The sequence below is a fragment of the Desulfohalovibrio reitneri genome (assembly GCF_000711295.1).
Taxonomy (GTDB): Bacteria; Desulfobacterota; Desulfovibrionia; order Desulfovibrionales; family Desulfovibrionaceae; genus Desulfohalovibrio; species Desulfohalovibrio reitneri.
The window spans coordinates 2208940-2234130 of sequence record NZ_JOMJ01000003.1; the positions used below are offsets into that span (position 1 = coordinate 2208940).

General features: G+C 69.0%; 25 protein-coding genes. 10 read left to right on the forward strand and 15 right to left on the reverse strand.

Annotated elements, in window-relative coordinates; genetic code table 11:
* Window positions 1–16 precede the first annotated feature (16 nt).
* The gene (locus N911_RS0111040) at window positions 17–832 is read left to right on the forward strand and encodes a sugar phosphate isomerase/epimerase family protein (protein ID WP_029897112.1); all 816 of its coding nucleotides are present in this window, start codon (window positions 17–19) and stop codon (window positions 830–832) included.
* On the opposite strand, the gene N911_RS0111045 is transcribed toward N911_RS0111040, so the two are convergent.
* From N911_RS0111045 to N911_RS0111060, 4 genes are all read right to left on the reverse strand, one after another.
* Window positions 822–1688, reverse strand: a complete 867-nt coding sequence (locus tag N911_RS0111045; RefSeq protein WP_029897114.1) for an RluA family pseudouridine synthase — start codon at window positions 1686–1688, stop codon at window positions 822–824. The two genes, N911_RS0111040 and N911_RS0111045, sit on opposite strands and share 11 nt — an antisense overlap.
* Window positions 1685–2986: a TRAP transporter large permease gene (locus N911_RS0111050; RefSeq protein ID WP_029897116.1), complete on the reverse strand. Its 1302-nt coding sequence runs from the start codon at window positions 2984–2986 to the stop codon at window positions 1685–1687. Before N911_RS0111050 ends, N911_RS0111045 begins: the two co-directional genes overlap by 4 nt.
* A complete protein-coding gene (locus N911_RS0111055; RefSeq protein WP_029897118.1) occupies window positions 2983–3483 on the reverse strand; it encodes a TRAP transporter small permease in 501 nt (166 codons plus the stop codon). Before N911_RS0111055 ends, N911_RS0111050 begins: the two co-directional genes overlap by 4 nt.
* 69 nt (window positions 3484–3552) lie before the next feature.
* Entirely contained in the window at window positions 3553–4572 is a 1020-nt protein-coding gene (locus N911_RS0111060) for a TRAP transporter substrate-binding protein (protein ID WP_029897119.1), read from the reverse strand.
* A gap of 156 nt (window positions 4573–4728) precedes the next feature.
* Between N911_RS0111060 and N911_RS0111065 the strand changes: the two genes are divergently transcribed.
* From N911_RS0111065 to N911_RS0111085, 5 genes are all read left to right on the forward strand, one after another.
* Window positions 4729–5967, forward strand: coding sequence for an RsmB/NOP family class I SAM-dependent RNA methyltransferase (locus N911_RS0111065; protein ID WP_029897121.1), 1239 nt, complete (start codon window positions 4729–4731; stop codon window positions 5965–5967).
* Window positions 5964–6686, forward strand: a complete 723-nt coding sequence (gene rpiA / locus N911_RS0111070; protein ID WP_029897123.1) for a ribose-5-phosphate isomerase RpiA — start codon at window positions 5964–5966, stop codon at window positions 6684–6686. Before N911_RS0111065 ends, rpiA begins: the two co-directional genes overlap by 4 nt.
* Before the next feature lie 13 nt (window positions 6687–6699).
* On the forward strand, window positions 6700–8340 hold the full coding sequence (gene pgi / locus N911_RS0111075) for a glucose-6-phosphate isomerase (protein WP_029897125.1): 1641 nt from the start codon (window positions 6700–6702) through the stop codon (window positions 8338–8340).
* A gap of 92 nt (window positions 8341–8432) precedes the next feature.
* Complete coding sequence (locus tag N911_RS0111080; RefSeq protein WP_029897127.1) at window positions 8433–8798, forward strand: response regulator; 366 nt, start codon at window positions 8433–8435, stop codon at window positions 8796–8798.
* Window positions 8799–8846: 48 nt separating this feature from the next.
* Entirely contained in the window at window positions 8847–11318 is a 2472-nt protein-coding gene (locus N911_RS0111085; protein WP_035104711.1) for a PEP/pyruvate-binding domain-containing protein, read from the forward strand.
* Here the strand turns inward: N911_RS0111085 and N911_RS0111090 are convergent.
* The 6 genes from N911_RS0111090 to N911_RS0111115 all read right to left on the reverse strand — a co-directional run bounded on the left by N911_RS0111090 (window position 11302) and on the right by N911_RS0111115 (window position 16337).
* Complete coding sequence (locus N911_RS0111090) at window positions 11302–12099, reverse strand: aminotransferase class IV (RefSeq protein ID WP_051694213.1); 798 nt, start codon at window positions 12097–12099, stop codon at window positions 11302–11304. The genes N911_RS0111085 and N911_RS0111090 overlap by 17 nt on opposite strands.
* Window positions 12096–12935 carry a chorismate-binding protein gene (locus N911_RS0111095; RefSeq protein WP_051694214.1) on the reverse strand — a complete coding sequence of 280 codons (840 nt, stop codon included), beginning with the start codon at window positions 12933–12935 and terminating at the stop codon, window positions 12096–12098. Before N911_RS0111095 ends, N911_RS0111090 begins: the two co-directional genes overlap by 4 nt.
* Window positions 12936–13370: 435 nt before the next feature.
* Window positions 13371–13907 carry an aminodeoxychorismate/anthranilate synthase component II gene (locus tag N911_RS0111100; protein ID WP_029897136.1) on the reverse strand — a complete coding sequence of 179 codons (537 nt, stop codon included), beginning with the start codon at window positions 13905–13907 and terminating at the stop codon, window positions 13371–13373.
* A gap of 10 nt (window positions 13908–13917) precedes the next feature.
* Complete coding sequence (locus N911_RS0111105) at window positions 13918–14892, reverse strand: hypothetical protein (protein ID WP_051694216.1); 975 nt, start codon at window positions 14890–14892, stop codon at window positions 13918–13920.
* On the reverse strand, window positions 14892–15785 hold the full coding sequence (locus tag N911_RS0111110; protein WP_029897140.1) for an ADP-ribosylglycohydrolase family protein: 894 nt from the start codon (window positions 15783–15785) through the stop codon (window positions 14892–14894). The genes N911_RS0111105 and N911_RS0111110 overlap by 1 nt, the downstream gene beginning before the upstream one ends.
* A 177-nt stretch (window positions 15786–15962) precedes the next feature.
* Window positions 15963–16337 carry a response regulator gene (locus N911_RS0111115; RefSeq protein WP_029897142.1) on the reverse strand — a complete coding sequence of 125 codons (375 nt, stop codon included), beginning with the start codon at window positions 16335–16337 and terminating at the stop codon, window positions 15963–15965.
* Between the two features lie 193 nt (window positions 16338–16530).
* Here N911_RS0111115 and N911_RS0111120 point away from each other — a divergent pair, with 193 nt between their 5' ends.
* Window positions 16531–17007, forward strand: a complete 477-nt coding sequence (locus N911_RS0111120; RefSeq protein WP_029897143.1) for a DUF3124 domain-containing protein — start codon at window positions 16531–16533, stop codon at window positions 17005–17007.
* On the opposite strand, the gene N911_RS0111125 is transcribed toward N911_RS0111120, so the two are convergent.
* Window positions 16970–17500: a YbaK/EbsC family protein gene (locus N911_RS0111125; RefSeq protein WP_029897144.1), complete on the reverse strand. Its 531-nt coding sequence runs from the start codon at window positions 17498–17500 to the stop codon at window positions 16970–16972. The genes N911_RS0111120 and N911_RS0111125 overlap by 38 nt on opposite strands.
* Before the next feature lie 131 nt (window positions 17501–17631).
* On the opposite strand from N911_RS0111125, the gene N911_RS0111130 reads away from it, so the two are divergent.
* Window positions 17632–18081 (forward strand): arsenate reductase ArsC, encoded by a 450-nt coding sequence (locus tag N911_RS0111130; RefSeq protein ID WP_029897145.1) that lies wholly within the window; start codon window positions 17632–17634, stop codon window positions 18079–18081.
* Between the two features lie 477 nt (window positions 18082–18558).
* Here N911_RS0111130 and N911_RS0111135 read toward each other — a convergent pair whose 3' ends face one another.
* The 3 genes from N911_RS0111135 to N911_RS0111145 all read right to left on the reverse strand — a co-directional run bounded on the left by N911_RS0111135 (window position 18559) and on the right by N911_RS0111145 (window position 20703).
* Entirely contained in the window at window positions 18559–18774 is a 216-nt protein-coding gene (locus tag N911_RS0111135) for a hypothetical protein (protein ID WP_029897146.1), read from the reverse strand.
* Between the two features lie 196 nt (window positions 18775–18970).
* Window positions 18971–20146, reverse strand: a complete 1176-nt coding sequence (locus N911_RS0111140) for an alpha/beta hydrolase family protein (RefSeq protein WP_161781622.1) — start codon at window positions 20144–20146, stop codon at window positions 18971–18973.
* A gap of 188 nt (window positions 20147–20334) precedes the next feature.
* Window positions 20335–20703 carry a hypothetical protein gene (locus N911_RS0111145; protein WP_029897148.1) on the reverse strand — a complete coding sequence of 123 codons (369 nt, stop codon included), beginning with the start codon at window positions 20701–20703 and terminating at the stop codon, window positions 20335–20337.
* A 196-nt stretch (window positions 20704–20899) separates the two neighbouring features.
* Between N911_RS0111145 and N911_RS0111150 the strand changes: the two genes are divergently transcribed.
* The gene (locus N911_RS0111150) at window positions 20900–21661 is read left to right on the forward strand and encodes a tetratricopeptide repeat protein (protein ID WP_237559946.1); all 762 of its coding nucleotides are present in this window, start codon (window positions 20900–20902) and stop codon (window positions 21659–21661) included.
* Window positions 21662–21717: 56 nt separating this feature from the next.
* Here the strand turns inward: N911_RS0111150 and N911_RS0111155 are convergent, their stop codons facing one another.
* Window positions 21718–23169, reverse strand: coding sequence for a leucyl aminopeptidase family protein (locus N911_RS0111155; protein ID WP_051694219.1), 1452 nt, complete (start codon window positions 23167–23169; stop codon window positions 21718–21720).
* Window positions 23170–23426: 257 nt separating this feature from the next.
* Between N911_RS0111155 and N911_RS0111160 the strand changes: the two genes are divergently transcribed.
* Complete coding sequence (locus tag N911_RS0111160) at window positions 23427–25034, forward strand: flagellar hook protein FlgE (RefSeq protein WP_029897153.1); 1608 nt, start codon at window positions 23427–23429, stop codon at window positions 25032–25034.
* The last annotated feature ends 157 nt before the right edge of the window (window positions 25035–25191 follow it).

The following is a 25191-nucleotide window of genomic DNA, read 5'->3' on the forward strand; positions in this document are numbered from 1 at the left end:
CCATTCCGGAAGAACCATGCCGTTCGCCAACCTGCCCCTGCGCTACGTCCATGAGCGGCCCCGCTATCTGAAACTCTTCCTGAGCCAGTCCATCCGGCCCGAACTGGGGCTGGACGCCTGGGCCATCGACCAGCCGGGCGAGGCGTGGCACCGCCACGTGACTTCCGCCTTTGCCAGCGCCGGTCTGCCCCGCGCCATCCATCTGCCCTTCGACGACCTCCACCCGGCCAGCGAGGACCCGGTGGCCCTGCGCGCCGCCCGCATCCGTCTGGGCAGCGCGGTGGAGATCGCCCGCATCCACGACCCGGTGCACCTGATCGGCCATCCTACCCTGGGGCACCTGCCCTTCGAGGGGTCGGCGCGGCGGCAGCACGAGGCCGGGGTGGAGAGCTGGCTGGAGGTGCTGGCCGCCTGGGGCGGGGACCATCCTCCGCTGTACCTGGAGAACACTTTCGACAGCGACCCCGTGCGGCTGCGCGATTTGGTGGCGGAGGTGGCCGAGCGCGCCCCCGGCACGGTGGGCATCTGCTTCGACGTTGGGCACTGGCACACCTTCTCCCACGGGGCGGCCAAGAAGGATCTGGGCTTCTGGCTGGAGACTCTGGGGGCGTACATCGGCCACGTCCACCTGCACGACAACTTCGGCCGCGACGACGACCACCTGGGCATCGGCGCCGGGGCCGTGCCCTGGGACGAGCTGCTGGAGCGCATGGCGGCCATTGGCACACGGCCCACCGTGACATTGGAGCCGCACTCGGAGGAGGACTACGCCGTCTCCGCGCGGTATCTGGCGGAGCACGCGGAGCGGCTGGGGAAGGTGTTCAGCCTGTAGGCCAGGCGTGGGGCGGGGCCCAGTCCGGGTCCAGCCACAGGCAGTAGCACGGCAGTTCCAGCCGCCAGGCGTGCAGCATGAGCGGGGTGGCGTGGGGCGGCGCGCCGTACTTGCGGTCGCCGAGCAGCGGGTGCCCGCGCGAGGCCAGCTGCACCCGGATCTGGTGGGTGCGTCCGGTGAGCAACTCCACCTCCACCAGGGTGGCGTCCTCCCGCACCAAGAGGGGACGCACCACGGCCCGCGCCTCGCGGCCGGACTCGGTGACGCGCATCTTCTCCATCTCCCCGGTCTCCGCACCCTTTTCCAGCTTGTCCACCACCTCGGTCTCGCCGGAATGGGGCCACTTTCCGGCCACCCAGGCCAGGTAGCGCTTGCCCACCCCGCGTTCCTCGAACAGCCGGTGCAGCCAGCGCTGGGAGGCGTGGCTGCGCCCGGCCAGCAGCAGGCCGGTGGTGTCCTTGTCCAGGCGGTGGGCCGGGGCGGGGGGGTAGTCGGCCCCGGGGAACATGGCCCGCATGCGGTCGGCCACGGAGTCGTTCCAGCCCGCGCCGCGCTGGGTGGGCAGGCCGCGCGGCTTGGCCACGGCCAGCACGTCCTCGTTTTGGAAGACGATCTCCAGGGGAGGGCGGGGCTTCTCCTCGCGCGTGGCCGGGGTGTGCGGGGGGATGCGCACCTTCTCGCCCTCGCGCAGCTTGCGGAAGGGCTTGGCCCGGCCGCCGTCCACCCGCACCTGGCCGGTGCGAACCCACTTCATCACCGCGCCGCGCGGCACGCCCTCGCCCACGCGGCGCTGCAGGAAATCCACCAGCTTGCAGCCGGCTTCGGCGCGGGAGACGGTGACGGTGCGCGCGCTCACATCAGCCCCGGCAGGAAGGTCACCAGGCCGGGGAAGAGGAGGAGCAGGATGACGGCCACGGCGAAGGGGATGAGAAAGTGGGAGACTCCCTTGAACACATCGCCCATGGTGGTGGGCGCGGCCATGGAGGCCACGATGAAGGCTGTCAGCCCCACCGGCGGGGTGATGGCCCCGATGGTGGTGACCACGGTGATGAAGACCCCGAACCAGATGGGGTCGTACCCCAGGGCCTGGGCCACGGGGAAGAAGATGGGCAGGGTGATGAGCAGAAGCGCCAGGGCGTCCATGATGGCCCCGCCCAGCAGGTAGATGACGCAGACGAGCAGCATGATCGTCCAGCCGGGGATGGCCAACTCTGTCACCGCACCGGCGATCTCGAAGGGCAGGCGGGTGACGGCCAGGAAGCGGCCGAAGACCACCGCGCCCATGATGATGACCAGGATCATGGCCGAGACGCGCAGGGTATCCATGAGGGCGGCCTTGAACCCGCCCCAGGAGAGCTTGCCCTGTACGGCGTTGATGAGGATGGCCAGCCCGGCCCCGGCCGCACCCGCTTCGCTGGGTGTAAAGACGCCGCCGAACAGCCCGCCCATGACCAGGGCGAAGAGCACCAGCATCTCGATGGAGCCGGGCAGGGCGGCGACTTTCTCGCGCAGGCTGGTGCGCGGCCCGGCCGGTCCCCAGGAGGGATGGATGCGGCAGAGCACGTTGACCGTGACGAGGAACAACGCCGTGAGCAGGAGCCCGGGGATGACACCGCCCAGAAAGAGGGAGGCGATGGAGGAGCCGGTCTGCAACCCGATGATGATGAGCACCACCGAAGGCGGGATGACCACGCCCAGGGTGGAGGCCGCGGCCACCGAGCCGGTGGAGAGGATGGGCGAGTAGCCGTACTTGCGCATTTCCGGCAGGGCCACGGTGGACATGGTGGCGGCAGTGGCCGAGTTGGAGCCGGAGATGGCCGAGAACCCGGCGCAGGCCAGCACCGTGGCCATGGCCACGCCGCCGCGCACCTGGCCCATCCAGGCGTAGGCCGTGCGGTAGAGCCGTTTGTTGACCCCGCTCTGGAAACAGACCTGCCCCATGAGGATGAACAGGGGGATGACCGTCAGCCCGTAGGAGGAAAAGACGGACCATATCTCGTTGCCCAGCATGCCGAAGGCGGCCCGGGTGGAGAGCACGTGGCAAAGGCCCAGGAAGCCAACCAGCCCCATGGCGAAGCCCACAGGCATGCGCACGATGAAAAGTACGAAGAGCAGGGCGGCCACGCCCAGCAGTCCGACCATGGCCAGGCTCATGCGGGCAGCTTCTCCTCGTCGCGTCCGGCCAGGGCCATGAGGAAATCGACGATGAGCACCAGCCCCATGACCAGGCAGCCCACGCCCGCAGCGTAGACGAAGGGGTGGTAGGGCATGCGCAGGGTCTCGGACAATTCGCCGGACATCACCAGAAAGTCCGCCAGCTTAAAGACCTCCCAGCCGCCGATGAGGAAGAAGAGGGCACCGCCCAGGTGTCCCAGGGCGTCCAGCACGCGCTTGAGCGCGGGCGGCAGCTTGCCCGAGAGCAGGGAGACGGCGATGTGCCCCTTGTGTAGTTGGGAGTAGCCCAGGGAGAGGGCGGCGGTCAGCCCGCCGAGGAAGCCCATCAGCTCGAAGGCGCCGTCGATGGGGTGCCCGAAGAAGCGCAGGGCCATGTTGGCGCAGGCCAGGGCCACCATGCCCGCCAGGGAGGCGGCGGCCACGGCTGCCAATGCGCGCGAGAGCAGGGCGCGGAAGCGATTCAGGGCGTCAAGCATGGCCGGGGTCTAACGGAGGGACGGCGGCAAGGCAAGGGGGGAGGCGCGCGGCCTCCCCCCGCCCGGCGGCTATTCGCCGTATTGCTTCTCGTGTTCGGCCTTGAAGGCCTTGAGGTCGTCCATGATTTTGTCAGCGGGCAGGCCGGCCTCGCGGGCCTCGACCTTCCACTCGTCAACCAGGGGGCGGATGCGCTCGTGCGCCTCGGCGTAGTCCGCCTCGGGCAGTTCGATGACCTCGATGCCGTACTTCTCGCGCGACCAGTCCAGGGCGTTGGCCACGTGGCGGTCCATGTACTTGCCGGTCCACAGGGCCTGCTCGCGGCGCATGTCGTCCATGACCTGTTTTACGTCCTCGGGCAGGGAGGCCCAGGCGCGCTTGTTCATGATCACGGCGAAGGGGTAGACAGGGAAGTTGAGGATGGTCTCGTAGCGGGTGGTCTCGGCGAAGTTCATGTCCTTGAGGACGTCAAAAGAGGTCAGCAGGGATGTGACCACTCCCTTCTGCACGGCCTCCGGCACCTCGGGCATGGGCATGGCCACGGGCGATGCGTCCAGGGCGGTCATGGTCTGGGCCAGGGTGCCGGAGGCGCGAACGCGCAGCCCCTTGAACCCGTCCAGGGTCCGCACCGGCTCCTTGGACATGAGGTGGGAGGGGGCGGAGGTGAACATGGTCAGCACCTTCACGCCGTCGAATTCCTCGGGCTGGTACTTGACGAAGAGGTCCCACAGGGTCATGGAGGCCACGGTGGCCGAGGTGAAGCCCACCGGCTGGTTGCAGGCGAAGGAAAAGGGAAAGACGCCTGGCTGGTAGGAGGTGGAGATGCAGCCGATGTCGGCCTGCCCCATCTGCACGCCCCGGAACATATTCTTGGCGCCCAGCAGGGTGGAGCCGGGGTAGGTCTCCACCTTGACCTTGCCGTCGGTGCGCTTCTCGACCTCGTCGGCCCAGCGCTCCATCTGCACGCAGGGGAAGGTGGATGCGGGCGGGAAATTGGCGTAGCTGAGGGTGATGTCGGCGGCCTGGGAGACGGTGGCCAGGGCAAGCACCAGGCACAGGGCCAGGCTCAAGCGGAAACGGGAAATGCGCATGGGACGGTTCCTCCGGAAAATCTGCGGCCTTTTGGGCCGCGTCGAGCGATGGTGCGGAATGGTAGAGCCATACACGCTTCAGCCCTGGTTGGCAAAGGGCCCCGGTCGTTCGGCGGGCCGCGCGGAGAGGTCTGTTCAGGCTTCGGGAGAGGGGCGATGAGCGGCCGCTCCTTCCGCCTGGAGTGCCCGGAGAACCAGGCCCCGGCCGTGCTGGACCTGCTGGCGGCCGAGGGGTTCGTCTCCCGGCCCGATCCGGTTCACCCCCTGGCGCGGGTGCTCACGGAGGAACCCGCGCCCCTGGGCGAGTCCACGGCCGCGCGCGCCGGGCTGGTCTACATCCAGGACCGTTCCTCCATGCTGCCGCCGCTGCTGCTGGACCCGCCGCCGGGGGCGGCCGTGGCCGACCTGTGCGCCGCGCCCGGCTCCAAGACCTCGCTTTTGGCGCGGCTTGTCGGCTGGGAGGGCTTCGTCCTGGGCAACGAGCCCAACCCGCAGCGGCTGGGCACCCTGCGGGCCAACCTGCGGCGGCTGAACCTGGCCAACACCGCCACCTGCTCCTGGCCGGGCGAGCGCATTCCGCTGATTGAAGGCGGCTGGGGCCACCTGCTGCTGGACCCGCCCTGCTCCGGCTGGGGAACCGAGGACCGCCACCCCGGCATCCGCGAGAAATGGAGCGGCGAGCGTACATCCGGCCTGCTGTCCCTGCAGCGCGCCCTGCTGGACCACGCCGCCACCCTGCTGGCCCCGGGGGGAAGGCTGCTCTACTCCACCTGCACCACCAACCCGGAGGAGAACGGCGAGCAGACCGCCCGCGCGGCCGGGGAGCACGAGCTGGAAATCCTGCCGCTGCGGCTGCCCGAAGGCTTCCGGGCGGAGGCCGACGCGGCGGGCGGGCTGACCGTGGACGCCACGGGCTCCGGGGCGCAGGGCTTCTACCTTTGCCTGCTGGCCAAGCGGGGCGAGTCGCCGTACGTTTCCACCCCGCCCTCGGACGATATTCCCGGCGAGCCGGTGGACCCGGCGGAGCTGGCCGAGGGCCTGCACCCCGCCCCGGCCTGGGAGAACCTGCCGCCCGGGGAGGTGCGTCTTTTCAAGGGGCGCGTCCTTTTTCTGCACAGAAAGGCCCTCGCCCTGCCGCGCGCCCTGCGTTGGCAGGGCTTTCCCCTGGGCAGACTGGACAAGCGCGGCCGCTTCCGCCCCGAGCCCAAGACCGCCCTGCTGCTGCCGCCATACGCTCCGGAACACGGACTGAACATCGACGACTCCGAAGCCCTGCGCGGACTGCTGCAAGGGCAGAGCTTGCGGGCCCCGGGCGAGGGCAGGGGGGTATGGTGGCGGAAAATCCCGCTTGGCTGGTTGAGCCGCAAGGGAAAACGGGTATTATGGGCCAGATGAGTGAAGAACCCGCCTGCGGCGGCGCGGACGCCGTGGAACGACACAAGCGACTGGCCGCGGAGGAAGCCGCGACCCTGGTGCGGCCCGGCATGCGGGTCGGCCTGGGGCACGGCTCCACCGCCTGTCACGCCGTAGAGGTGCTGGCCGGGCGATACGAGCGCGGGGAGTTGCCCGGCCTGACCTGCGCCGTGGCCTCGGCCGAGACCGCGTCCCAGGCCAGGGGCCTGGGGTTGCCCGTGCGCTCCCTGGCCCAGATGGGGGGGCTGGACCTGACCATCGACGGCGCGGACGAGGTGGACCCGGCCCTGAACCTGGTCAAGGGCGGCGGCGGCGCGTTGCTGCGCGAGAAGGTCCTGGCCCAGATGTCCGAGAGGCTGGTCATCGTCTGCCACCGGCAGAAGCTGGTGGAGAGGCTGGGCTCCTCCTTCGACCTCCCCGTGGAGGTCCTGCCCTTCGCCCTGGCCCCGGTGCGGGGGCACATCCGCCGCGATCTTGGCCTGGAGTCCAGGCTGCGCCGCGACGAGCGGGGCATCCCCGCGCTCACCGAGCAGGGCAACATGCTTTTGGACCTGGCCTGCGGGCCCATCGACGATCCCCGCGCCCTGCACCGCGCCCTCAAAGAGATGGCCGGGCTGGTGGAGCACGGCCTCTTCCTGGGGCTGGCCACCGACGTCCTGGCCGCGGGCGAGGACGGCGTGGAGCACATGCAGCCAAGCTGAACAAGGAGCCGCCATGTCCAAACTGACCAATTCCCCAGCCTGGAAGGCCATGGAAGACCATTTCCAGCAGGTGCGCCACACGCACATGCGCGACCTCTTCCGGGAGGATCCGGAGCGATTCGACCGCTTCTCAGTGCGCCTGGGCGACGACCTGCTCTTCGACTACTCCAAAAACCGCGTCACTGATGAGACCATGCGGCTGCTCTTCGACCTGGCCCGCCAGGAGGACGTGGAGGCCAAACGCGAGGCCATGTTCGCGGGAGAGGAGATCAACGCCACCGAGGGGCGGGCCGTGCTGCACACCGCCCTGCGCAACCGCGAGAACAGCCCGGTCTACGTCAAGGGCCGCGACGTGATGCCCGAGGTCAACCGGGTGCTGGAGCAGATGCGCGCCTTCTGCGGGAAGGTGCGCTCCGGGGAGTGGCTGGGCTACTCCGGCAAACCCATCACCGACGTGGTCAACATCGGCATCGGCGGCTCGGATCTCGGGCCGGTCATGGCCACCCGCGCCCTGGCCCATTACCATGACGGCCCGCGCTCCCACTTCGTCTCCAACGTGGACGGCACCCACATGGCCGAGACCCTGAAACAGGTCTCGCCGGAGACCACCCTCTTCATCGTGGCCTCCAAGTCCTTCACCACCCAGGAGACCATGGCCAACGCCCACACCGCCCGCACCTGGCTTATGGAGGCGGCCCAGGACGAGGACGCCGTGGCCCGGCACTTCGTGGCCCTGTCCACCAGCAAGGACCTGGTGGCCGACTTCGGCATCGACACGGCCAACATGTTCGAGTTCTGGGACTGGGTGGGCGGCCGCTACTCCCTGTGGTCGGCCATCGGGTTGTCCATCGCCCTGGCCGTGGGCATGGACCGCTTCGAGGAGTTGCTCGATGGCGGCTTCGAGGCCGACGCCCACTTCCGCACCGCGCAACCGGAGTCCAACATCCCGATCATCATGGCCCTGCTGGGCATCTGGTACAACAACTTCTTCGGGGCGGAGACCCACGCCATATTGCCCTACGACCAGTACCTTGACCGCTTCGCCGCTTATTTCCAGCAGGGGGACATGGAGTCCAACGGCAAGCGCGTGCGGCTGGACGGGCGGGAGGTGGATTACCAGACCGGCCCGGTCATCTGGGGCGAGCCGGGCACCAACGGCCAGCACGCCTTCTACCAGCTCATTCACCAGGGCACCAAGCTTGCGCCGTGCGACTTCCTGGCCCCGGCCGTTAGCCTCAACCCCCTGGGCCGCCACCACGACATGCTGCTGGCCAACTTCCTGGCCCAGCCCGAGGCGCTCATGCGCGGCAAGGAACTGGAGGAGGCGCGTTGCGAGCTGGCCGAGCAGGGCATGGATCCGGACGAGGTGGACCGCCTGGCCCCGCACAAGGCCTTCCCCGGCAACCGGCCCAGCAACGCCATCCTCTTCCGCGAGCTGACCCCGCGCATGCTGGGCGTCCTCATCGCCCTGTACGAGCACAAGATCTTCGTCCAGGGCGCCGTCTGGAACATCAACTCCTTCGACCAGTGGGGGGTGGAGCTGGGCAAGCAGCTGGCCAAGGCCATTCTGCCGGAACTGGAGGGAACGCCGGATCCCACGGCCCACGACTGCTCCACCAACGGGCTGATCCAGGCGGTCAAGAACATGCGGTAGTATCCGCCCGGACGAACGCCATGCCGCCCATGGGCAGGGCACGGCTTTCGTTCGCCCGCGTTTCCGGGTAGGTTGGCCCGCAAGGAGGAGTCATGGCCAAGATCATCGTGCTGGACGACGTGTTGGACGCCGGGGTCATGATAAAGCGCATCCTGTCGCGCAGGGGGCACGAGGTGGAATCCTTCACCGAGGAGGAGGACGCCCTTTCCTACGTCCGCGACAACCCGGTGGACATCGCCATCCTGGACATCAAGCTCAAGAAGATGAGCGGCGTGGAGGTGCTGGAGGAGATGAAGAAGGTCAGCCCTTCCACCCGGGTCATCATGCTCACCGGCTACCCCACTCTGGAAACCGCCCGCGAGGCGCAGAAGCTCGGGGCTTTCGAATACTGCGTCAAGCCCATCGACAAGGACGAACTGGAGGAGAAGGTGGCCATCGCCCTGGAGGAGTCCGAGTAGAGGCGGCTTCCAGATTCGTTCCCCACATCCGGCCGACGGGAGGAAGCCGTGCAGCTTCGCCACCTCTTTCGCCACTGGGCGGAGAGCCTGTTCGCCCCGGGGCAGAAGCTCCGCAGGCGCTACGAGGCCTTCAAGCGGCTTCTGGACCGCGACAAGCGCTGCCTGGAACGCATCACCGAGCTGGAGGAGATTCTGCACGGCCAGGTGGCCGTGGACTGGGCGCGGGTGGCCTCCCTGGTGGCCGCTCTGCGCTGGTCCGCCCGCGAACTGGCCGACTCCTTGCTGGAGATGAACCCCCTGGCCCACCGGGGGTTGGGCGAGCGGCTGGACGAGTTGGACGCGGCACTGGCCCAGCGGCTCGCCGAGCCCTCCCCGGAAGCCGGACCGCCGTATGTGCTTTCCCTGGACGAGGCCGCGGACCGGCCGGGCGAGTGCGGCGGCAAAGCGGCCAACCTGGGCCGCGCCGCCCGCATCGAGGGAGTGCGCACGCCCGAGGGCTTCGCCGTGCGCGCCTCCGCCTTCCACGCCTTTTTAGCGGAAAACGACCTGCGCCCCCGCCTGGACGAGCTGCTCTCCCGCGTTGAGCCGGAGAATCCCGAGCAGTTGGACGAGCTGTCCGCCCACATGCAGGAGCTGCTGGAGGACGGCGCCATGCCCGGCGGAGTGGCCGCCGAGGCGGCCGGTGCGGTGAAGGAGGTCTCCGGCGGAGAGGGCTGGCTATGGGCGGTGCGCTCATCCGCAGTGGGCGAGGACGAGGCCGGGCTGACCTTCGCCGGGCTGTACGACAGCAAGCTGAACGTACCCTCCGAGGGGGTGGCCGACGCGCTGCGCGAGGTCTTTCTCTCCAAGTACGGCTCCCGGGCCGTGGCCTACCGCATCCGCGCGGGCCTGCCGGACCAGGACGCGCCCATGGCCGCCCTGGTGGTGCGCATGGCCAGGCCCCGCGCGGCCGGGGTCGTCTACACCGCCGACGGCCCCCCCGGCGGCGAAAAACTCTTCATCTACGCCGTGCCCGGCCTGGCGGACGATCTGGTGGGCGGCGAGGAACGCGGCGCGGAGTACGCCCTCTCCCGTGACGAGACGCCGGAGCTGCTCAAGGCTCCGGAGGATGGGCCGCTCACCTCGGACGAGGCCGTGGAGCTGGCCCGCGTGGCCCTGCGTGTGGAGCGGGCCATGGGCGGCCCCCAGGACATCGAGTGGTGCTGGGACGAGGAGAGCGGCCCGCTGGTGGTGCAGGCCCGGCCCTTCGCGGCCGAGGCCGTGGACGAGGAGTGCCCCACAGGGCTGCCCGGCTGCGAGCAGGTGGACGCCCAGGTGCTGCTGCGGGGCGGCGAGCGCGCCTCGGGCGGAGTGGCCATGGGCACGGTGCATTTCCCGCGCGGCCACACCGAGGCCCGCGACATCCCCGTGGACGCGGTGGTGGTCTGCCGCACCCTTTCTCCGAGGCTCGTATCCTCCATGGGCCGGATGGCCGCGGTGGTCTCCCCGGCCGGGTCGCGGGCCGGGCACTTCGCCTCGGTGGCGCGGGAATACGGCGTTCCGGTCATCGTGGGCGCGCCCGACCCCTTCGGCACCCTGCCCGAAGGCGAGGTGGTCACGGTGGACGCTGACACCGGGGCGGTCTACCACGGCGCGGTGGAGGAACTGCGGGCCCGCATGGGCCGCCGCACCCTGCCGGAGACCCCCCTGCGCCAGCGCATGCAATCCTTCATGGACCTCGTCTCTCCCCTGAGCCTGACCGACCCCACGGCCGCTGCCTTCAAGCCCGGCGGCATCCAGAGTTTTCATGACCTGGTGCGCTACTGCCACGAGATGGGCGTGCGGGAGATGTTCGACCTGGTGGGACTGGGCGGGCGCGGCATGAGCGGGGCCAAGCGCATGGACACCGACCTGCCCCTGGAGTTCCGGGTGCTGGACCTGGAGGACGGCGTGGACTGGGAGCGGGCCACCGGCATGGTGCCGCCGGAGGCCATCACCTCCCGCCCCATGCGGGCCGTCTGGGACGGGCTGACCCACCCGGAGTTCTCCTGGGAGGGGGCCATGGCCCACCTGGACGAGGCGGTTTTCGACGAGCGCATGGCCACCACCGCCGGGCTGGTGGACGCCACCATGGCCAGTTACGCCATAGTCTCCAGACCTTACGCCCACCTCATGATCCGCTTCGGCTACCACTTCGCCATGGTGGACGCCTACATCTCGGACGACCCGGAGGCCAACTACGCTGGCTTCCGCTTCAAGGGCGGCGGGGCCTCCTTCGAGCAGCGGCTGCTGCGGCTGGAGTTTCTGCGGCTGGTGCTGGAGGCGGCCGGGTTCGAGACACGCATCCGGGGCGACCTCATGGACGCCCAGGTGCGGCGGAGCTCCCGGGAGGACACCGAGGAGGCGCTGCGGCTTTTGGGCGTCATCCTGGCCCGCACGCGGGTCATGGACATGTCCATGAAAGATCTGGGGCAGGCGCGGGAGCTGGCCGAGGAGTTCGCCGAGACCTACATGGGCCGCTCCATCACGGCCGCAGAATGACCCCGTTGGCCGTGCGGCAGGCCGCATGGTCCGCCCCGAAAATCAATATTTCCCCGTCGCCGAGGTCGATGCGCGTCACCGGCAGCATGCCGGTGAGGGAGTTGCAGCAGTAGACCCGCTCGGCCGAGCGCAGGCTGTCCGGGGTCAGCTCCGCCAAGCCAATGCCCAGCGCCCCGCGCGCCAGGGCCAGGGAGACCGAGGGCAGGGCGAAGGCGGACTCCGGGGTCAGCAGCCGTCCCGTGCCGTCCGCCACCACCAGGGCGGAAGTGGTCGTTTCCAGCAGCCGCCCCCCGTGGTCCAGCAGCAGGGCGTCGTCCGCCCCGGCGTGCCTGGCGGCTCGCCCGGCCAGCAGATAATGCAGGTAAGAGGCGGACTTGTGCCCGCCCAGGTGGGAGGTCTGCCGCCACGGGGAGAGTGCCAGGCTCCGCTCCGCCTCCGGCCCGGGGGGATGGTAGGCGGCGGCCGTGGCCAGGCAGCGGGGCGGGGCGTCCAGGTCGTCGTAGAGCAGGGCCGCGTTCAGCCGCGCCTCGCCCCCGGCCAGCCCCAGCTCCTCGGCCAGGGCAAGCAGGTCGGCCTCGCCCGGCAGCCAGGCCGGAGCGGGCAGGCCGTAGGCCTTGGGGGAGGCCGTGAGCCGCTCAAGGTGGCGCTTCAGGTGCAGCACGGACCAGCCGGAGAGGCGGATGGTCTCGAAAAAGCCCGCCCCGTGCCGCAGGGCGGAACTGCCCGGGTCCAGGCGCACTCCGCCCGCTTCCAGCCGTCCGTCCAGAAGATGCGCGGTCACGGCGTGCCCTCCCCGAAGCCGCCGCGCTCCACCAGATTCAAAAACTTGTCCGCCTTGGCCGTGGTTTCCTCGAACTCCCGCGAGGGGTCGGAGTCCACCACGATGCCGCTGCCAGCGTGGAAGGTGAAGTCGCCCGAGGCCTGGTCCAGCACGGCCGTGCGGATGGCGATGGAGGAATCCAGGTCGCGCGGGCCGAAGGCCATGAACAGCGTGCCGCAGTATACCCCGCGCGTGTGCGGCTCCAGTTCCTCCATGATCTCCATGGCCCGCCGCTTGGGGCAGCCCGTGACCGAGCCGCCTGGGAAGGCGTCGTGCAGCAGGTGCAGGGCGGTGCGGTCGGAGCGCAGCCGGGCGGTGACGTCCGAGCGCATCTGCAGCAGGTCGTCCACCAGAAAGACGTTCTTGTGGCCACGCACCTTCACCGTGCCGTAGTCCGCGTTGGCCGAGACGTCGTTGCGCACCAGGTCCACGATCATGGACAGCTCGGCCGACTCCTTGTCCGAGGCCATGAGCCGCTCGGCCATGCGGTGCGGGTCGCCGCCCTGGGGAACCCGGGCCGTGCCCTTGATGGGCTGGGAGAGGATGTCCCCGTCCCTGACCCGCAGGAATCGCTCCGGCGAGGCGGAAATGACGGCCTTGGAATCTGTGTGGAAAAGGGCGTAGTGGGCCGCTGGATGGCGCAGGAAGAGGCGGCGCACCAAGTCCAGGGGGTCGGCCCGGCCCCGGGCGCCGTAGCGGATGGAAAGGGTAAGCTGGTAGGCGTGGCCGTCCAGGATGTACCGCAGGGCCCGGCGCACAACGTTCTCGTATGCCTCGCGGTCCAGGGAGGCCTCCACCGGACCCTGGAAGCGGGGCGGCTCCGGGGGGGCGGGGGCGGCCGCCGCACCATGTGCAGGGCGGCGTCGGCCAACTCCCGTCCGCCGGTGGAGGCGGGGTTGGGAGCCAGGCACAGCCGCCCGTCGCCGTAGGTCAGGCACAGGGCGTACTTCTTGAGCAGCCCCGACTGCTGGTCGCGCGGCTTGTCCGAGGCCACCCCCATGCGGTCCAGGCCGTACTCGTAACCCAGGAAGCCGAAGGTTGGGGCGGAGTCGGCGAAAGCGAAGGAGGCCAGCCGGTCCGGGCCGTCCGAGGCCGTGGGCGCGAAGGTGCGCAGGGGCCGCACCCCGGCGGCGAAGCTGGCCCGTCCCTCCTCGTCCGGCGTCAGAAAGAGGTCCACCTGGTGATCGCGCTTGAGCCGGGCCAGCAGGTCCAAGGCCTGGCGCGGGCTGGCGCTACAGAAGGCGGGCGATGGCATGGCGGATGAACCGTCCGGGGTCGTGGGTGAGGAAGGATTCCGGGTGGAACTGGTAGCCCAGCAGGGGCCGTGAGGGGTGGGCCAGGATCATGGGCGTGCCCTCGGCGTTCTCCGATTCCACCACCAGCTCCGGGGCCACCCCGCTCACCGCCAGGGAGTGGTAGCGGGCCACCACGGCCTCCCCGCCCTGGAAGGGGATGGCCTCGGCCTTGCCATGCACGCACCCCTTGAGGCGGTCGGTCTGTCCGCCCAGGGCCTGGTTGATGAGCTGCATGCCCAGGCAGATGCCCAGCACCGGCGGGCAGGCCGGATCGCGCAAGAGGGGGAAGTAGGCCGGGTAGTCGTCCGGGTGGCCCGGCCCGGGGGAGATGACCAGCAGGTCGCAGGAGCGGGCGCGCTCGAAGTCCAGCCGGGCGTGGTTGACCACCACCGGGGCTACGCCCGTTTCCACCGCCAGCAGGTGCTCCAGGTTGCGGGTGAAGGAGTCGTCGTTGTCCGCTATGAGCAGCCGCACCGCCCCTCCCTTACGCGGGCCGACCCAGCAGACGGTGGAAGAGGCCGTCCGGCATGCGCGCCGCCACCCTGGAGATGACAGCGGTCAGCACCAAGGCAATCAGCCCGCGCGTGAGCAGGATGCCGGAAAGGTGCCCCCCCGCCAGCAGCATGAGCAGGGTGTCCTCGATGAGGGCGTGGGCCAGCCCCATGAGGCTCAACACCGCGAAGACGTCGCGGGCGGGCAGGCCGCGCTTGGCCTCGGCGATGATCAGCCCGCCGCCGTAGGACAGCCCCAGGGTCAGCCCCACCACGGCGATGGACGAGGCCCTCGGCCCGATGCCCAGAAGCCGCAGCACCGGCCCCAGCAGCCTGTCCATGAGCCGGGTGACGCCGATGCGCTCCAGCCAGCGCAGCAGGGCGATGAGAACGGTGACCGCCACCAGGATGGAGCCCAGCAGCCGGGCCTGGTTGATGAGCCACGTGCCCCAGCCGTTGCCGCCCTCCGGCGGGGCCAGCAGGATGTTGGCCGGACCCTGCAGGGCGTCCAGCCCTCCATATGTCCAGTGCAGGACCACCCCGGCCAGCAGGGCGGCGCAGAAGCGCAGCAGACACTGGAACCAGGCCGAGACCCCGGCGGCGCGGGAGATGGCCGCCTCCACCGGCAGGCCGTGGGCGATGAGCATCATGGTGGCCAGGATGGTGGCCTGGGCCGCGCTCATGTCCAGGCGGGGGGCCAGCTCGGCCAGCACGGCCAGCCCGGCGTAGACCGAGTTGAGCAGGGCCGCCGCCCAGGCCAGTCCCAGTTCGGCGGGCAGGCCGCACAGCCGCATGAACGGCTCCAGCGGCGCGGCCAGCAGGGAGATCAGCTCCAGGTCCTGGGCCAGCTTCACCGCGGCGGCCACCGGCACCATGACCTTGAACAGGCTCAGGCAGCAGTTCCAGGCCTCCACCACCACCGGCTTGCGCTCGGGCGCGCCGGGCACGGATTCCCCCTCCCCGGACATCAGCCGAGCAACCTGTGGATGCGGGCCGAGGCCTCCATGCCGTCGAGCCAGGACTGGGGAAGAAAACCCATGCCGTGGTGCGCGCCCAGCAAAAGCCCCAGCGCGGCGTTGCGGGCGGCGGAGTCGCCCCCGGCCATGACGCTCTGCACCAGCGCCTCGGCGGGCCGGTCCTGGTACTTCACCGCCAGGTGGACCACGGCCGGAAAGGCGCCCTCGAGGTGGCAGTGCGAACCAAGGCGGCGCACCGCCTGGGCGGTGTTCTCCTCCAGGCTCTCCAGTCCCTTGTTCACGAACGGGGTCAGGTCGATGCCCTCCGGCTTGAGCGCCGCCGCCTCGATGAGCGCTTCGCGCGGCCGCGCGCCCTCAAGGGTCTTGCAGACGGCGTGAGCCAGGCACTGGGCCGCGGCCAGCACGCGGGGGTTGTTGTGGGTCAGGCGGCACTGCTCCTTGGCCGCCGCCGCCAGGGAGTCGGCGTCCTGGATGAAATACAGCAGCGGGGCCATGCGGGCCGCCCCGGCCAGGTCGGAGGAGTCGGAGCCCGCCTCGTAGGGGGGTGCGCCCTCGCCCAGGTTGGCCATGGTCTTGCGGCTGGCCTGGTCCATGTAGCCGTCGTAGTCCCGCATGAGGTCCTGCCAACGGGACGAGAAGTCCGCCGGTTCGAAGCCGCCCATGCGGGAGCAGGACTCCAGCAGAATGAGCATCTGGTCGCCGTAGTGGGTGAACTGCCCCCTGGTGCGGTTTTTATGGTGGGAGTCCTCCGGCGGGTCCATGAACTCGTCCACCCGGCCGAAGCGTTCCTTGATGGAGTCGGCATCATATATCCAGTGCGCTCCCAGGGCCAGGGAGTCACCGGCGAAGGCGGCCAGCACGGCCGCTTTTCTGTTTTCCGGCATTGGCCTGCTCCTTTTGTGCGATGCATTGGCGCGATGCGACGGCCCGATGCCATGGCACACCCCGAATCATGGCATCATCCGCCATGGGCGGCAAGACGGCGGAAAAGGGAAGGGGGCGCGGAGTGGCCGCGCCGGACGCTGGGAAAGCCCAGGTGAATACCGGGCGGGCGAGAGCCGTCAGGCGGCGTGGGAGGCCGTGGAGGTCACAGCGCGGATGAGGCTGGAGCGGTCGAAGGGCTTGGCCAGGGTATTGGTGGCGCCCAGCACGCGGGCGTAGTCCAGGTACTCCATGCCGCCCATGTCGCCGCCGCCGGAGATGGCCAGGATGCGCGCCTCCGGGGACTGGGAGCGGAGGTCGATGATGGTTTCGATGCCGTCCTTGTGGGGCATGAAAATATCCACAATGACCAAGTCGGCGGGGTGGTCGTGGTAGCGGCGGATGCCCTCGCGGCCGTCCGGCGCGGTCTCCACCTCGAATCCCTGCGACTCCAGATAGTGCTTGATGAGGTCGCAGGTGGAGCGGTCGTCGTCGATGACCAAAACGTGTTTCATGTTTCCATCTCCTGGCAGGGCGGCCCCCCCGGCATGGCCCTTACGCTTTATGTTCTTATGCCCACGGAGGGGCGGCAAGGCAATACCCACTTTCCCCCATGCGGCGCATGTCCCGGAATTACTGGCATGAAAAAACGTCCTGGTGTAAAGAGGTTATGGTTCACCCGGCCGGAAAGCCGGAGGAGAAAAAAACATGAAGCATCTGGTCCGCCTCGTCCTGGCCGCCGCCCTGCTGCTCCCGGCCGTCGCAGCCCATGGAAACTCCGTGGGGCAGACCGTCTACCTGCCCGCCTACTCCCACATCTATCACGGCATCAAGACGCGCCCCTTCCTGCTCACCGTGACCTGCAGCGTCCGCAACGTCTCACCTGCCAAACGGCTGACCATCACCTCGGTGGACTACTACGACGACCGGGGCAAACTCGTCCGGCGCTTCCTGGACGAACCGCGCGAACTGGCCCCGCTGGCCTCGGCCGAGTTCGTCATCGAGGAAGGGGACGAGTCCGGCGGAGCCGGGGCCAATTTCCTTATTTCCTGGCAGGCCGCCGCCCCTGTCCAGGCACCCGTGGTGGAAGCGGTCATGATCGGCTCCGCCGCCAGCCAGGGCATCTCCTTCCTCACCGAGGGGCGGGTCATCGAAGAGGCGGAGACAGGGATCGGAGGAAGGTGAACCGCCCGTCCTCCTCCTCGCGGAACCACAAACAGGGGTTCTCCAGCCAGCTGTACAACGGCGGCAGGGAGGTGGAACCGATGCGGAAGCTGCGCTCCGGATCGCCCGGATTGAAGTGGAACCACTCCTCGGCCAGGATGGCCTCGTCCGCGTAGATCGGCACCTCCGGCGCGCCCAGCGGCAGCGGCGGCACCGATCCCACCCGGCAGCCCAGCACCCGTTCCACCTCCTCCGGCGTGGCGAAACGGATGTTCTTGGTGCCGAAGGGCTTCTTGAATCGCCGTGCGTTGACCTGCCGCTGGCGCGTTGTGACAACCAGGTGGAACACACCCTTGGCGTGGAACAGGATGCATTTGGAATCCGCCCCCCGCCAGCCAGCCTGGCGACGGTAGGCGGCGGAGTCCTCGCACCCCTCCACCGGGGCGTGGGCCAGCTCGCTCCAGTCCACGCAGCGCCTCGTGAGAAAGTCCTCGATTCGTTCAAGCATGCTCATGCGTTCCTCCAAACCGCGAACATAGCCTCATCCCGCCCGGAAACAAAAGCCCATCCTCCCGCGGCCGCAACCCAACCGCAACATTTTCAGGCTACAGTACCCGCCCATCAAGACCCCCCGGAGGCATGACCATGGCCAGACCCAACCGCGTCCTCTTCATCTGCTCCCACAACACTGCCCGCAGCCAGATGGCCGAGGCCTTCCTCGACAAACTCGGCGGCGACCGCTTCCAAGTCCAAAGCGCCGGCCTCGAACCCGGCGAAGCCGTGCTGCCGCGCGTGGTCGAGGCCATGCGCGGGGAAGGCGTGGACCTGTCCGTCAAAACACCGCAAAGCGCCTTCGAACTCTACAAATCCGGCGCGTTCTTCGACCACGTCATCACCGTGTGCGACGAAGCCACCGAAGGGAAGTGCCCCGTCTTCCCGGGCCTGCAACACCGCCTCCACTGGCCCTTCCCCGACCCCGCCTCCTTCCAGGGAACCCGCGAGGACATCCTGGAACAAACCCGCCGCGTCCGAGACCAGATCAAGGAACAAATCCAGGAGTTCCTGCAATGGTGCGAACAGGGCTGCCCCGAATAGGGAGAGGTTGGGGAACGAAAAAGCGGCGCATGGGCTAGCCCATGCGCCGCTTTTTTTATGTGAAGGGGCAGGGGAATGGATGGTGGCTGGCGGGGAATAGAATTCAGGGCATTGGGAGAAGGAGGAAACCCCTTTTAAAAAAGCGGTTTCCTCCTTCTCCCAAACCCTCATCCTCCTTCCGCCAAACCTTTTATCGCTCGCTTCGCTCGGGGCGGGGTGCGTGGAAGTGGTTGGCGGGGGCTTCAGCCCAATTTCGCGTTCAACGCATCTGAAACCAAACGGCCAGGAAAGGGGCTATCAGGGAAATTTGTTCTCCTGTTGCCGGTTCGCCGGGGTGCTCCCGCGCATTTCCCCTGAGGCGCGGCATCCCGCGAAAATACATGCAAAGGTAGTTTGCCGCAGGGTCCAGGGGGCGCGTAGCCCCTTGGTCGCCGAAGGCGAAATCTTCCTCTCTTCCTTTCTTGCCTCTTTCTTCTCTTACGCGGTTTGCCGTTCGTCGCGTTTGAGTTGTTCCCAGCGTTCGGTGAGGTCGGGTTTGGGTGAGGGTGTGAGGAGTTTTCCCACGCGGTTGACGAAGGAGAATACGGCGGCGGTGGCCAGGGCGGCTCCTCCGGAGAAGAGAAGGATGTTCGCCAGGCCATGTTCTGGTCCCATCAGTGAGATGATTTGCGGGATCTGGTTCAGGAAGTCCATAGTGTTCTCCCGGTGGTTTGTTTGGATTGCCGGGAATGCCGAGCAAAAGCTGGGCCAAACATTTTGTATTTGGAATGAATGGGTATTTTTCGGATGAACCGAGGCAAACCCACGGATAGTGGATTTGTTTTCCAGTCCTGATGGTCGCCGGAAGGGTCCCTGCCGCGCCCGAGCGGTTCGGATGCGGGACGACCGGCTACCGGACGAGGTCGGCCAAAGTATCTGTTACGCGGGCGTGGAAGAGGTGCGGAGCCAGGGCCAGGGGGTCGGGTCCGGCCCCTTCGTCGTGGGTGAAGGGGACGATCCGGGCCTTGGGGCCGAGGATGTCGGCGGTCCGCCGGGCTTGGTCGGCCATTTCCTCGGGTGTCACGAGCAGGGCGTCGGCCGCGGCGCGCTGCTGCCCGTCCAGTGTGTAGGCGTCCAGGGCGGCGGGCAGCGCGGCCGGATCGTCCGCACCCAGGGTTTCGGCCAGCCAGTCCAGGGCGTGCCGGGCCGGGGCGGAGCCGGGGGGATGCCCCGACCACAGGGCGGGACGGCCGTCCGGCGGCAGTCCGGCGGCCAGCCAGGAATGGACACCATGGAGGGGCGGGTCGCAGACCACGGCGCTGATTTCCTCGCGGGTGGCTGCCCGCAGGGCCAGGTGGCCGCCCAGTCCCCGGCCGAGGACGCAGATGCGGTCGCGCCGGATGCCGGGGAAGTGTCTGGCGTGCGCGGCCACGGCCCGGGCCACGGTTTCCCAGTCCGGCCGCAGGGGCAGGCCGTTTTCGCGAAGGCTGCGGCCCTGGCCTGGGCCGTCCAGCAGGAGCACGGCGAAGCCCCTGTCCAGCAGAGCCTGGCCCAGCAGGCCGAAACCTTCCTCGGCGAACGAACCCGCGCCCAGGGTAATCCAGGCCAAGGGCGACTTGCCGCGTTTTTTGGGATGGAGAAGGTAGCCGGGCAGGCGGGAGCCGTTGAGAGGGACGAGGACCTCCCCGGTGCGGGGGGCCAGCAAGGGCATGGCCCGGCGAAAGGCGTCGCGGATGAAAGCGGCCGCCTCCCGGCGGCGGTCGTCGGTGGGCAGCAGGCGCAGGCCGCGTTCGGCGGCCGCGCCCTGCGCCACGGCCCGCAGATATCCCTGCGACGCGCTGGTGCGGCTGTTTCTGGCCAGGGCGTATTCCGCCCGGGCCAGGTTGCGGTGGGCCTCGCCGCGCCACTGCTCCCACCAGGATTCGGGATCGTCCGGGGCGATGCGCCCGGTTACGGCCAGTGATTCGCCCAGGCCGCCGCCGGTCTGCGTCAGCGCTGTGAGCAGGTCGGGCAGCGGCGTGGAGCGGCCGGCCAGCGGCCAAGAGATGTCGCCTGGAGCGAGCCAGGTCAACGGATTGTCAGTCATGATCTCCCCCTCACGCATTCAAGGTAATCCTGGACGGGTTGTCTGAAAAGGGTTTGTTTCCACCTCGGCGCGGGTTGGAAGGAAAACGCCCCGGAAGCTTCAGCTTCCGGGGCGCCCGACGGGCGGGGGGAGGGTCGCCCGAATACCGGTTGGGTGAGGCCGCGCGCGGCGGAAGTCGAAAGAAGGAATCAGGCCCGGTTGGAAAGCGGTTCCAGCCAGGGACCCACGCTCTGTTCGTTGACCGGGAAGGGCCCGAAGCGCCGTTTTTCGCCATCCGCCCGTGGGGCGCGTGCGGACTGCCGCGCCTTGCGGGCCTCGGCCCTGGCCTGGGCGCGGGAGGCGGCGTCGATTCTGGCCTGGGCTATTCTGGCGGCCCTGCGCTCCGCCCTGGCTTGGGCAAGGCGTCGCAGCACGCGGACCATGGGAGCCAGGAGGCAGCGGCCGCAAAAGAGGCAGTAGAGGCCGATGGCGGCCAGGGCGACGGCGCTTTCCAGCGAAGAGGCGGGCAGGTCAAGGGCGGCGGCCCGACTGGCGAATAGCATGGTTTCATTCAGCATGGCGTGCTCCTGAACAGATCTTCTCCCCCGTGGTCTCGCCAATGCAGAGGCCGTGCCAACGTTTGGCAAGGGGAGAACCGCCGGGTGGCGGGGCCTTGGGACGGCCGGGTCCATCAATGGTGGGGGATTTCGCTCCACGTTTTCTGGATACGTGGAGTTCTTGCCCGCCATGGGAGGTTGGGCCATACTCCGCGCCATGGGCGGACAAGGCGGCATCAAGGGCATCTTTTCCATGGCCGGGGACACGGCGGCCGACGGCTGCCGGGTCTATTGGAAAGGGGAGGAGCGCGAGGGCGGGCAGGTGGCCATGCAGCGGCTGGACCGCGACTGGCTGCCCACTGGCGAATCCGCATTGGTGCCCAGGGAGCGGCTGTTCCGGGAGTACAGGCTGGAGCCGGACGTCTGGTACGAGCTGGTGACTTTGCGCGTCACCAAAGGAGACGAGCGGCGGGCGCGGGGCGAGGCGCAGGAGGCGCGCATCGAGTATTCCCGCGCACTGTCCGTGGACGAGGAGAACATCCGGGCCAACTTCGGCCTGGGGCTGGTCTACCTGTCCCAGGGGGAGACGGACAAGGCGGACTACGTATTCAAGCGGCTGGTGGACATGGACGAGACCTTCGCCCCCCGGCACAAGCACCTGTTCAACGAGTTCGGCATGGCCCTGCGCAAGCGGGGGATGCTGGCCCGGACCCTGCGCTACTACCGCCGCGCCCTGGAGCTGGGGCGGGACGACGAGAACCTGCGCTTCAACATGGCCCGGGCGCTGTTGGAAAAGGGGGAGTACGGCGAGATGTTCGAGCATTTGCGCCTGGCCCTGGAGGGCGACCCCGGACACGCCCAGTCGCGGAGCCTGGCCCGTCATGCCTTGGAGCGGGGGCTGCGGCCGGACGGCGAGGCCCTGGCCCTGTTCAGGCGGCTGGGTGTGGCCCGCGCGGGGAACGGCGGGGCCGCGAAATAAAACGCGGCCCCCCGGCTGAGCGGAGGGCCGCGCCTCGTTCGGAAGGAGGGGGGCGGCTACTCTTCCGTGGCCAGCCCCAGCAGAATGCGCACCCCGAAGCCGGTGCCGCCCTTGGGCCGCAGCTCGTTGGCAGAGGAGACGAAGCCGGTGGGCGCGATGTCCAGATGGACCCAGGGCGCTTTTTCCGGGGCGAAGCGCTGCAGGAACTTGGCCGCGTGGATGGCCCCGCCCTCGCGCGGCCCCACGTTCTTCACGTCGGCCGCCTCGCTTTTGAGTGCCTCGGCGTACTCGTCCCACAGGGGCATGGGCCAGCAGCGTTCGCCCACGGCCTCGCCCAGGGCCGCCACCTTGCCGCGCAACTCGTCGTCCGGGGAGAAGAGCCCCGCGCACTGCTCGCCCAGGGCCACCACGCAGGCTCCGGTGAGGGTGGCCACGTCCACGGTCAGGGCCGGGTCGCAGCGCTCGGCGTAGGCCAGGGCGTCTGCCAGGATGAGGCGCCCCTCGGCGTCGGTGTTGATGACCTCCACGGTCAGCCCCTTGAAGGAGTCGATGACGTCGCCGGGCTTCACGGCCCGGCCGTCGGGCATGTTGTCGGTCAGGGGCAGCAGGCCCACCACGCGGCGGCCGCCGCCCAGCTCGCCGTAGGCCTCGAAGAAGCCCAGCACGGCGGCGGCCCCGGCCATGTCGCCCTTCATCTCCTCCATCTTGGCCGAGGGCTTCAGGGAAATGCCGCCGGTGTCGAAGGTGACGCCCTTGCCGCAGTATACCAGGGGATGTTCCTCGTCCTCCGGCCCGCTGTCCAGCACCACGAAGCGGGCGGATTCCGCGCTGCCCTGGGCCACGGCCCGCAGGCAGCCGAACTCGCGCAGGTCCCCGCCCTCCATGACGGTGCAGGCGAAGCCGTGGCGCGAGGCCAGATCGCGGGCGGCCTCGGCCAACATGGCCGGTGTGGCCCGGTTGGAGGGGGCGTTGGCCAGGTCGCGGGCCAGGGAGACGCCGGCCACCTGGGCCCGAGCGCGGGCCGCGGCGCGCTCCGCGCCGGGGCCGGAACCGCCCAGCCACAGCTCCGGCTCGGGCTCGGCGTCGTCCTGCTCGCTCTTGTGCCCGGCGTAGGAATACAGGCCCAGTCCGGCGGCCACGGCCGCCTCCTCCAGGGCCTTGTCGGGGTCGTCGGGCGCTCCCGGCCAACCGGCGGGCTCGATGTACACGCTGCCCGCGTTCTGCTCGCGGCACAGCTTCACACCCTTGGCCACGGCGCGGCGGAAGAGGGCGGCGGAAGGCTCGCGGGAGCCCAGCCCCACCACAACCACCATGCAGGCGGGCGAGCCGTTGGCGCAGTAGAAAATCCCGGTACGCAGCTCCTTGCCCTTGAAATTGCCCATGCCGGGGGCTCCGGCGCAGGACTCGAATCCCCTCGGCAGCATGGCGGCCTGCCCCTCCCGGGCGAAGGCCAGCACGGCGGCCACGTCGCCGGGGCCGGGAACGGTATCATGCAAACGTATATCCACGGTTTCCTCCTTGGTTGGTGAGGCGGCAAGGTAGCAGAGCACGGGCTAAGCGGGCAATTTTTTCATGCCCCGTCATGCGGCGGCCCAGGAACGGGGGCGGCCGTTTTGAAAACATCTCATGGGATTGCGGCTGGTTGCCGCGTGATGGACCCGGGCCGGACGCGGCGGGCACGCCCCTTGCGACATGGTGCGGCGGAGTGAACCTTTTTTCCGCCGTCCGGGGTCGAGCGGCGGCGGGAGCAGTCGGGAGCGACGCCATGAGTTTCAGCAGCATGTACACGGGAGCCACGGGCATGGTCGCCCACAACCAGTGGCTCCAGGTCATGAGCAACAACCTGGCCAACGTGAACACCGTGGGCTACAGGGCCGGACGGACCCACTTCGAGACCCTCATGAGCCAGGACGCGCCGGGCGGTTTCGAATCCGGGGGAACCGTCCATTCCGCCGGGCAGATCGGCAAGGGCGTGGGGCTGGCCGCGGTGGTGGCCGACTTCACCCAGGGCGATTTCCAGGATGGCTCGGCGGCCACGGACCTGGCCATCGGCGGGGAGGGCTACTTCCGCGTGCGGGCCCAGCCGCGCAGTTACGCCGAGGGCGGCAGGGCTGACTCCGGCGAGGAGGAGTTCTACTACACCCGCGCCGGAAACTTCCGCTTCGATTCCCAGGGCCTTCTGCGCGATCCCAATGGCAACGTGTTGCAGGGCTACGGGGTGGACCGCCGCACCGGCGAGGTGGGCAACGCCACCATGGACATCCAGCTGCCCGTGGACCAGGAGGAGGGGGAGACCGTATTCCGCTCCGACCCGCGCGCCACCTCCCTGGTGGACATGGTGGCCAACCTCGATTCCACCGCCCCGGACCTGACCGCGGACGAGAACCATCCCTTCTTCGCCCTGGGCACAAGCTGGGACGGCACCAGCTCCCAGCCGCTGAGCCCGGACAACTTCGAGTACCGCACAGCGCTGTCCGTGTACGATGACCAGGGCAACCAGCACGAGCTGAATTTCTACTTCGACCCGGCCCAGAATGGCGTGACCTCCAGCGGCGCGGGCGGGAATCTCAACATTTGGGAGTACGCGGTTGGCGTGGACCCGGCCCAGGACGGCCGGGGGCTGGCCTCGGGCGCCCAGGGGCTGATGATGATGGGCACCCTGGAGTTCAACTCCGCGGGCGACCTTGTGGACGTCAGTTCCTACACCCTGCAGGGTGGCGACCACACCGTGCTCTCCAACTGGAGCCCGGCCTCCTTCAACGAGGACGGCGCGCCCATGATGAACATGACCTTCGCCACCCAGGAGGGGTCGGCGGCAGCCCAGGATATCGCCTTCGACTTCGGGGTGACGTCCTCCGGGGCCTCCTGGAACACGGCCCAGGCCTCGGCCGCGGAGGTGGGCTCCAACGCGGGCAATCTGGTGGGCATGACCGGCCCGCAGCTGGAGGCCCAGCGCATGACCAGCTACGCCACCTCCTCCGTGACCCTCAACGAGAACCAGGACGGCTTCGCCGAGGGCTACCTGGAGTACGTCACGGTGGACCGCGACGGCGTGCTCAGCGGCCATTTCTCCAACGGCCAGACCGAGGGACTGTATCAGGTGGCCCTGTACGGCTTCACCTCGGACCACGGGCTGCGGCGCGAGGGGGGCAACCTGTTCAGCGAGACGGCCCAGTCCGGGGAGGCCATCGAGGGCCGGGCCAACCAGGACGGCATGGGCACCATCCATCAGTCCACCCTGGAGACCTCCAATGTGGACATGGCCACGGAGTTTTCGCACATGATCCTGGGGCAGCGCGGCTTCCAGGCCAACTCCAAGGTCATAACCACCTCGGACCAGATGACCACCACGCTGACGCAGATGAAGCGCTGACGCGGGGTGCGACCCCGCCTCTGAGTACGGCTCGTCCGGCTCTCGCTTGCCTTTTGGCCTGATCTCGCGCATGTATGGGAAATGGCGTGGTGCGTCGTCAGGACGTAACCTCCGTCGCGTAGATGACGTGCCCCCAAGGGATTGCGCCGCCCCCAAG

Bases quoted from the DNA above. Each gene is read 5' to 3' on its own strand.
- N911_RS0111080 (WP_029897127.1), top strand. From the start codon at position 8,433: ATGGCCAAGATCATCGTGCTGGACGACGTGTTGGACGCCGGGGTCATG.
- N911_RS0111145 (WP_029897148.1), bottom strand. From the start codon at position 20,703: ATGCTGAATGAAACCATGCTATTCGCCAGTCGGGCCGCCGCCCTTGAC.
- N911_RS0111150 (WP_237559946.1), top strand. From the start codon at position 20,900: ATGGGCGGACAAGGCGGCATCAAGGGCATCTTTTCCATGGCCGGGGAC.
- rpiA (WP_029897123.1), top strand. From the start codon at position 5,964: ATGAGTGAAGAACCCGCCTGCGGCGGCGCGGACGCCGTGGAACGACAC.
- N911_RS0111040 (WP_029897112.1), top strand. From the start codon at position 17: ATGCCGTTCGCCAACCTGCCCCTGCGCTACGTCCATGAGCGGCCCCGC.
- N911_RS0111130 (WP_029897145.1), top strand. From the start codon at position 17,632: ATGGCCAGACCCAACCGCGTCCTCTTCATCTGCTCCCACAACACTGCC.
- N911_RS0111125 (WP_029897144.1), bottom strand. From the start codon at position 17,500: ATGAGCATGCTTGAACGAATCGAGGACTTTCTCACGAGGCGCTGCGTG.
- N911_RS0111115 (WP_029897142.1), bottom strand. From the start codon at position 16,337: ATGAAACACGTTTTGGTCATCGACGACGACCGCTCCACCTGCGACCTC.
- N911_RS0111065 (WP_029897121.1), top strand. From the start codon at position 4,729: ATGAGCGGCCGCTCCTTCCGCCTGGAGTGCCCGGAGAACCAGGCCCCG.
- N911_RS0111060 (WP_029897119.1), bottom strand. From the start codon at position 4,572: ATGCGCATTTCCCGTTTCCGCTTGAGCCTGGCCCTGTGCCTGGTGCTT.
- N911_RS0111055 (WP_029897118.1), bottom strand. From the start codon at position 3,483: ATGCTTGACGCCCTGAATCGCTTCCGCGCCCTGCTCTCGCGCGCATTG.
- N911_RS0111135 (WP_029897146.1), bottom strand. From the start codon at position 18,774: ATGGACTTCCTGAACCAGATCCCGCAAATCATCTCACTGATGGGACCA.
- pgi (WP_029897125.1), top strand. From the start codon at position 6,700: ATGTCCAAACTGACCAATTCCCCAGCCTGGAAGGCCATGGAAGACCAT.
- N911_RS0111140 (WP_161781622.1), bottom strand. From the start codon at position 20,146: ATGACTGACAATCCGTTGACCTGGCTCGCTCCAGGCGACATCTCTTGG.
- N911_RS0111050 (WP_029897116.1), bottom strand. From the start codon at position 2,986: ATGAGCCTGGCCATGGTCGGACTGCTGGGCGTGGCCGCCCTGCTCTTC.
- N911_RS0111110 (WP_029897140.1), bottom strand. From the start codon at position 15,785: ATGCCGGAAAACAGAAAAGCGGCCGTGCTGGCCGCCTTCGCCGGTGAC.
- N911_RS0111160 (WP_029897153.1), top strand. From the start codon at position 23,427: ATGAGTTTCAGCAGCATGTACACGGGAGCCACGGGCATGGTCGCCCAC.
- N911_RS0111120 (WP_029897143.1), top strand. From the start codon at position 16,531: ATGAAGCATCTGGTCCGCCTCGTCCTGGCCGCCGCCCTGCTGCTCCCG.
- N911_RS0111105 (WP_051694216.1), bottom strand. From the start codon at position 14,892: ATGTCCGGGGAGGGGGAATCCGTGCCCGGCGCGCCCGAGCGCAAGCCG.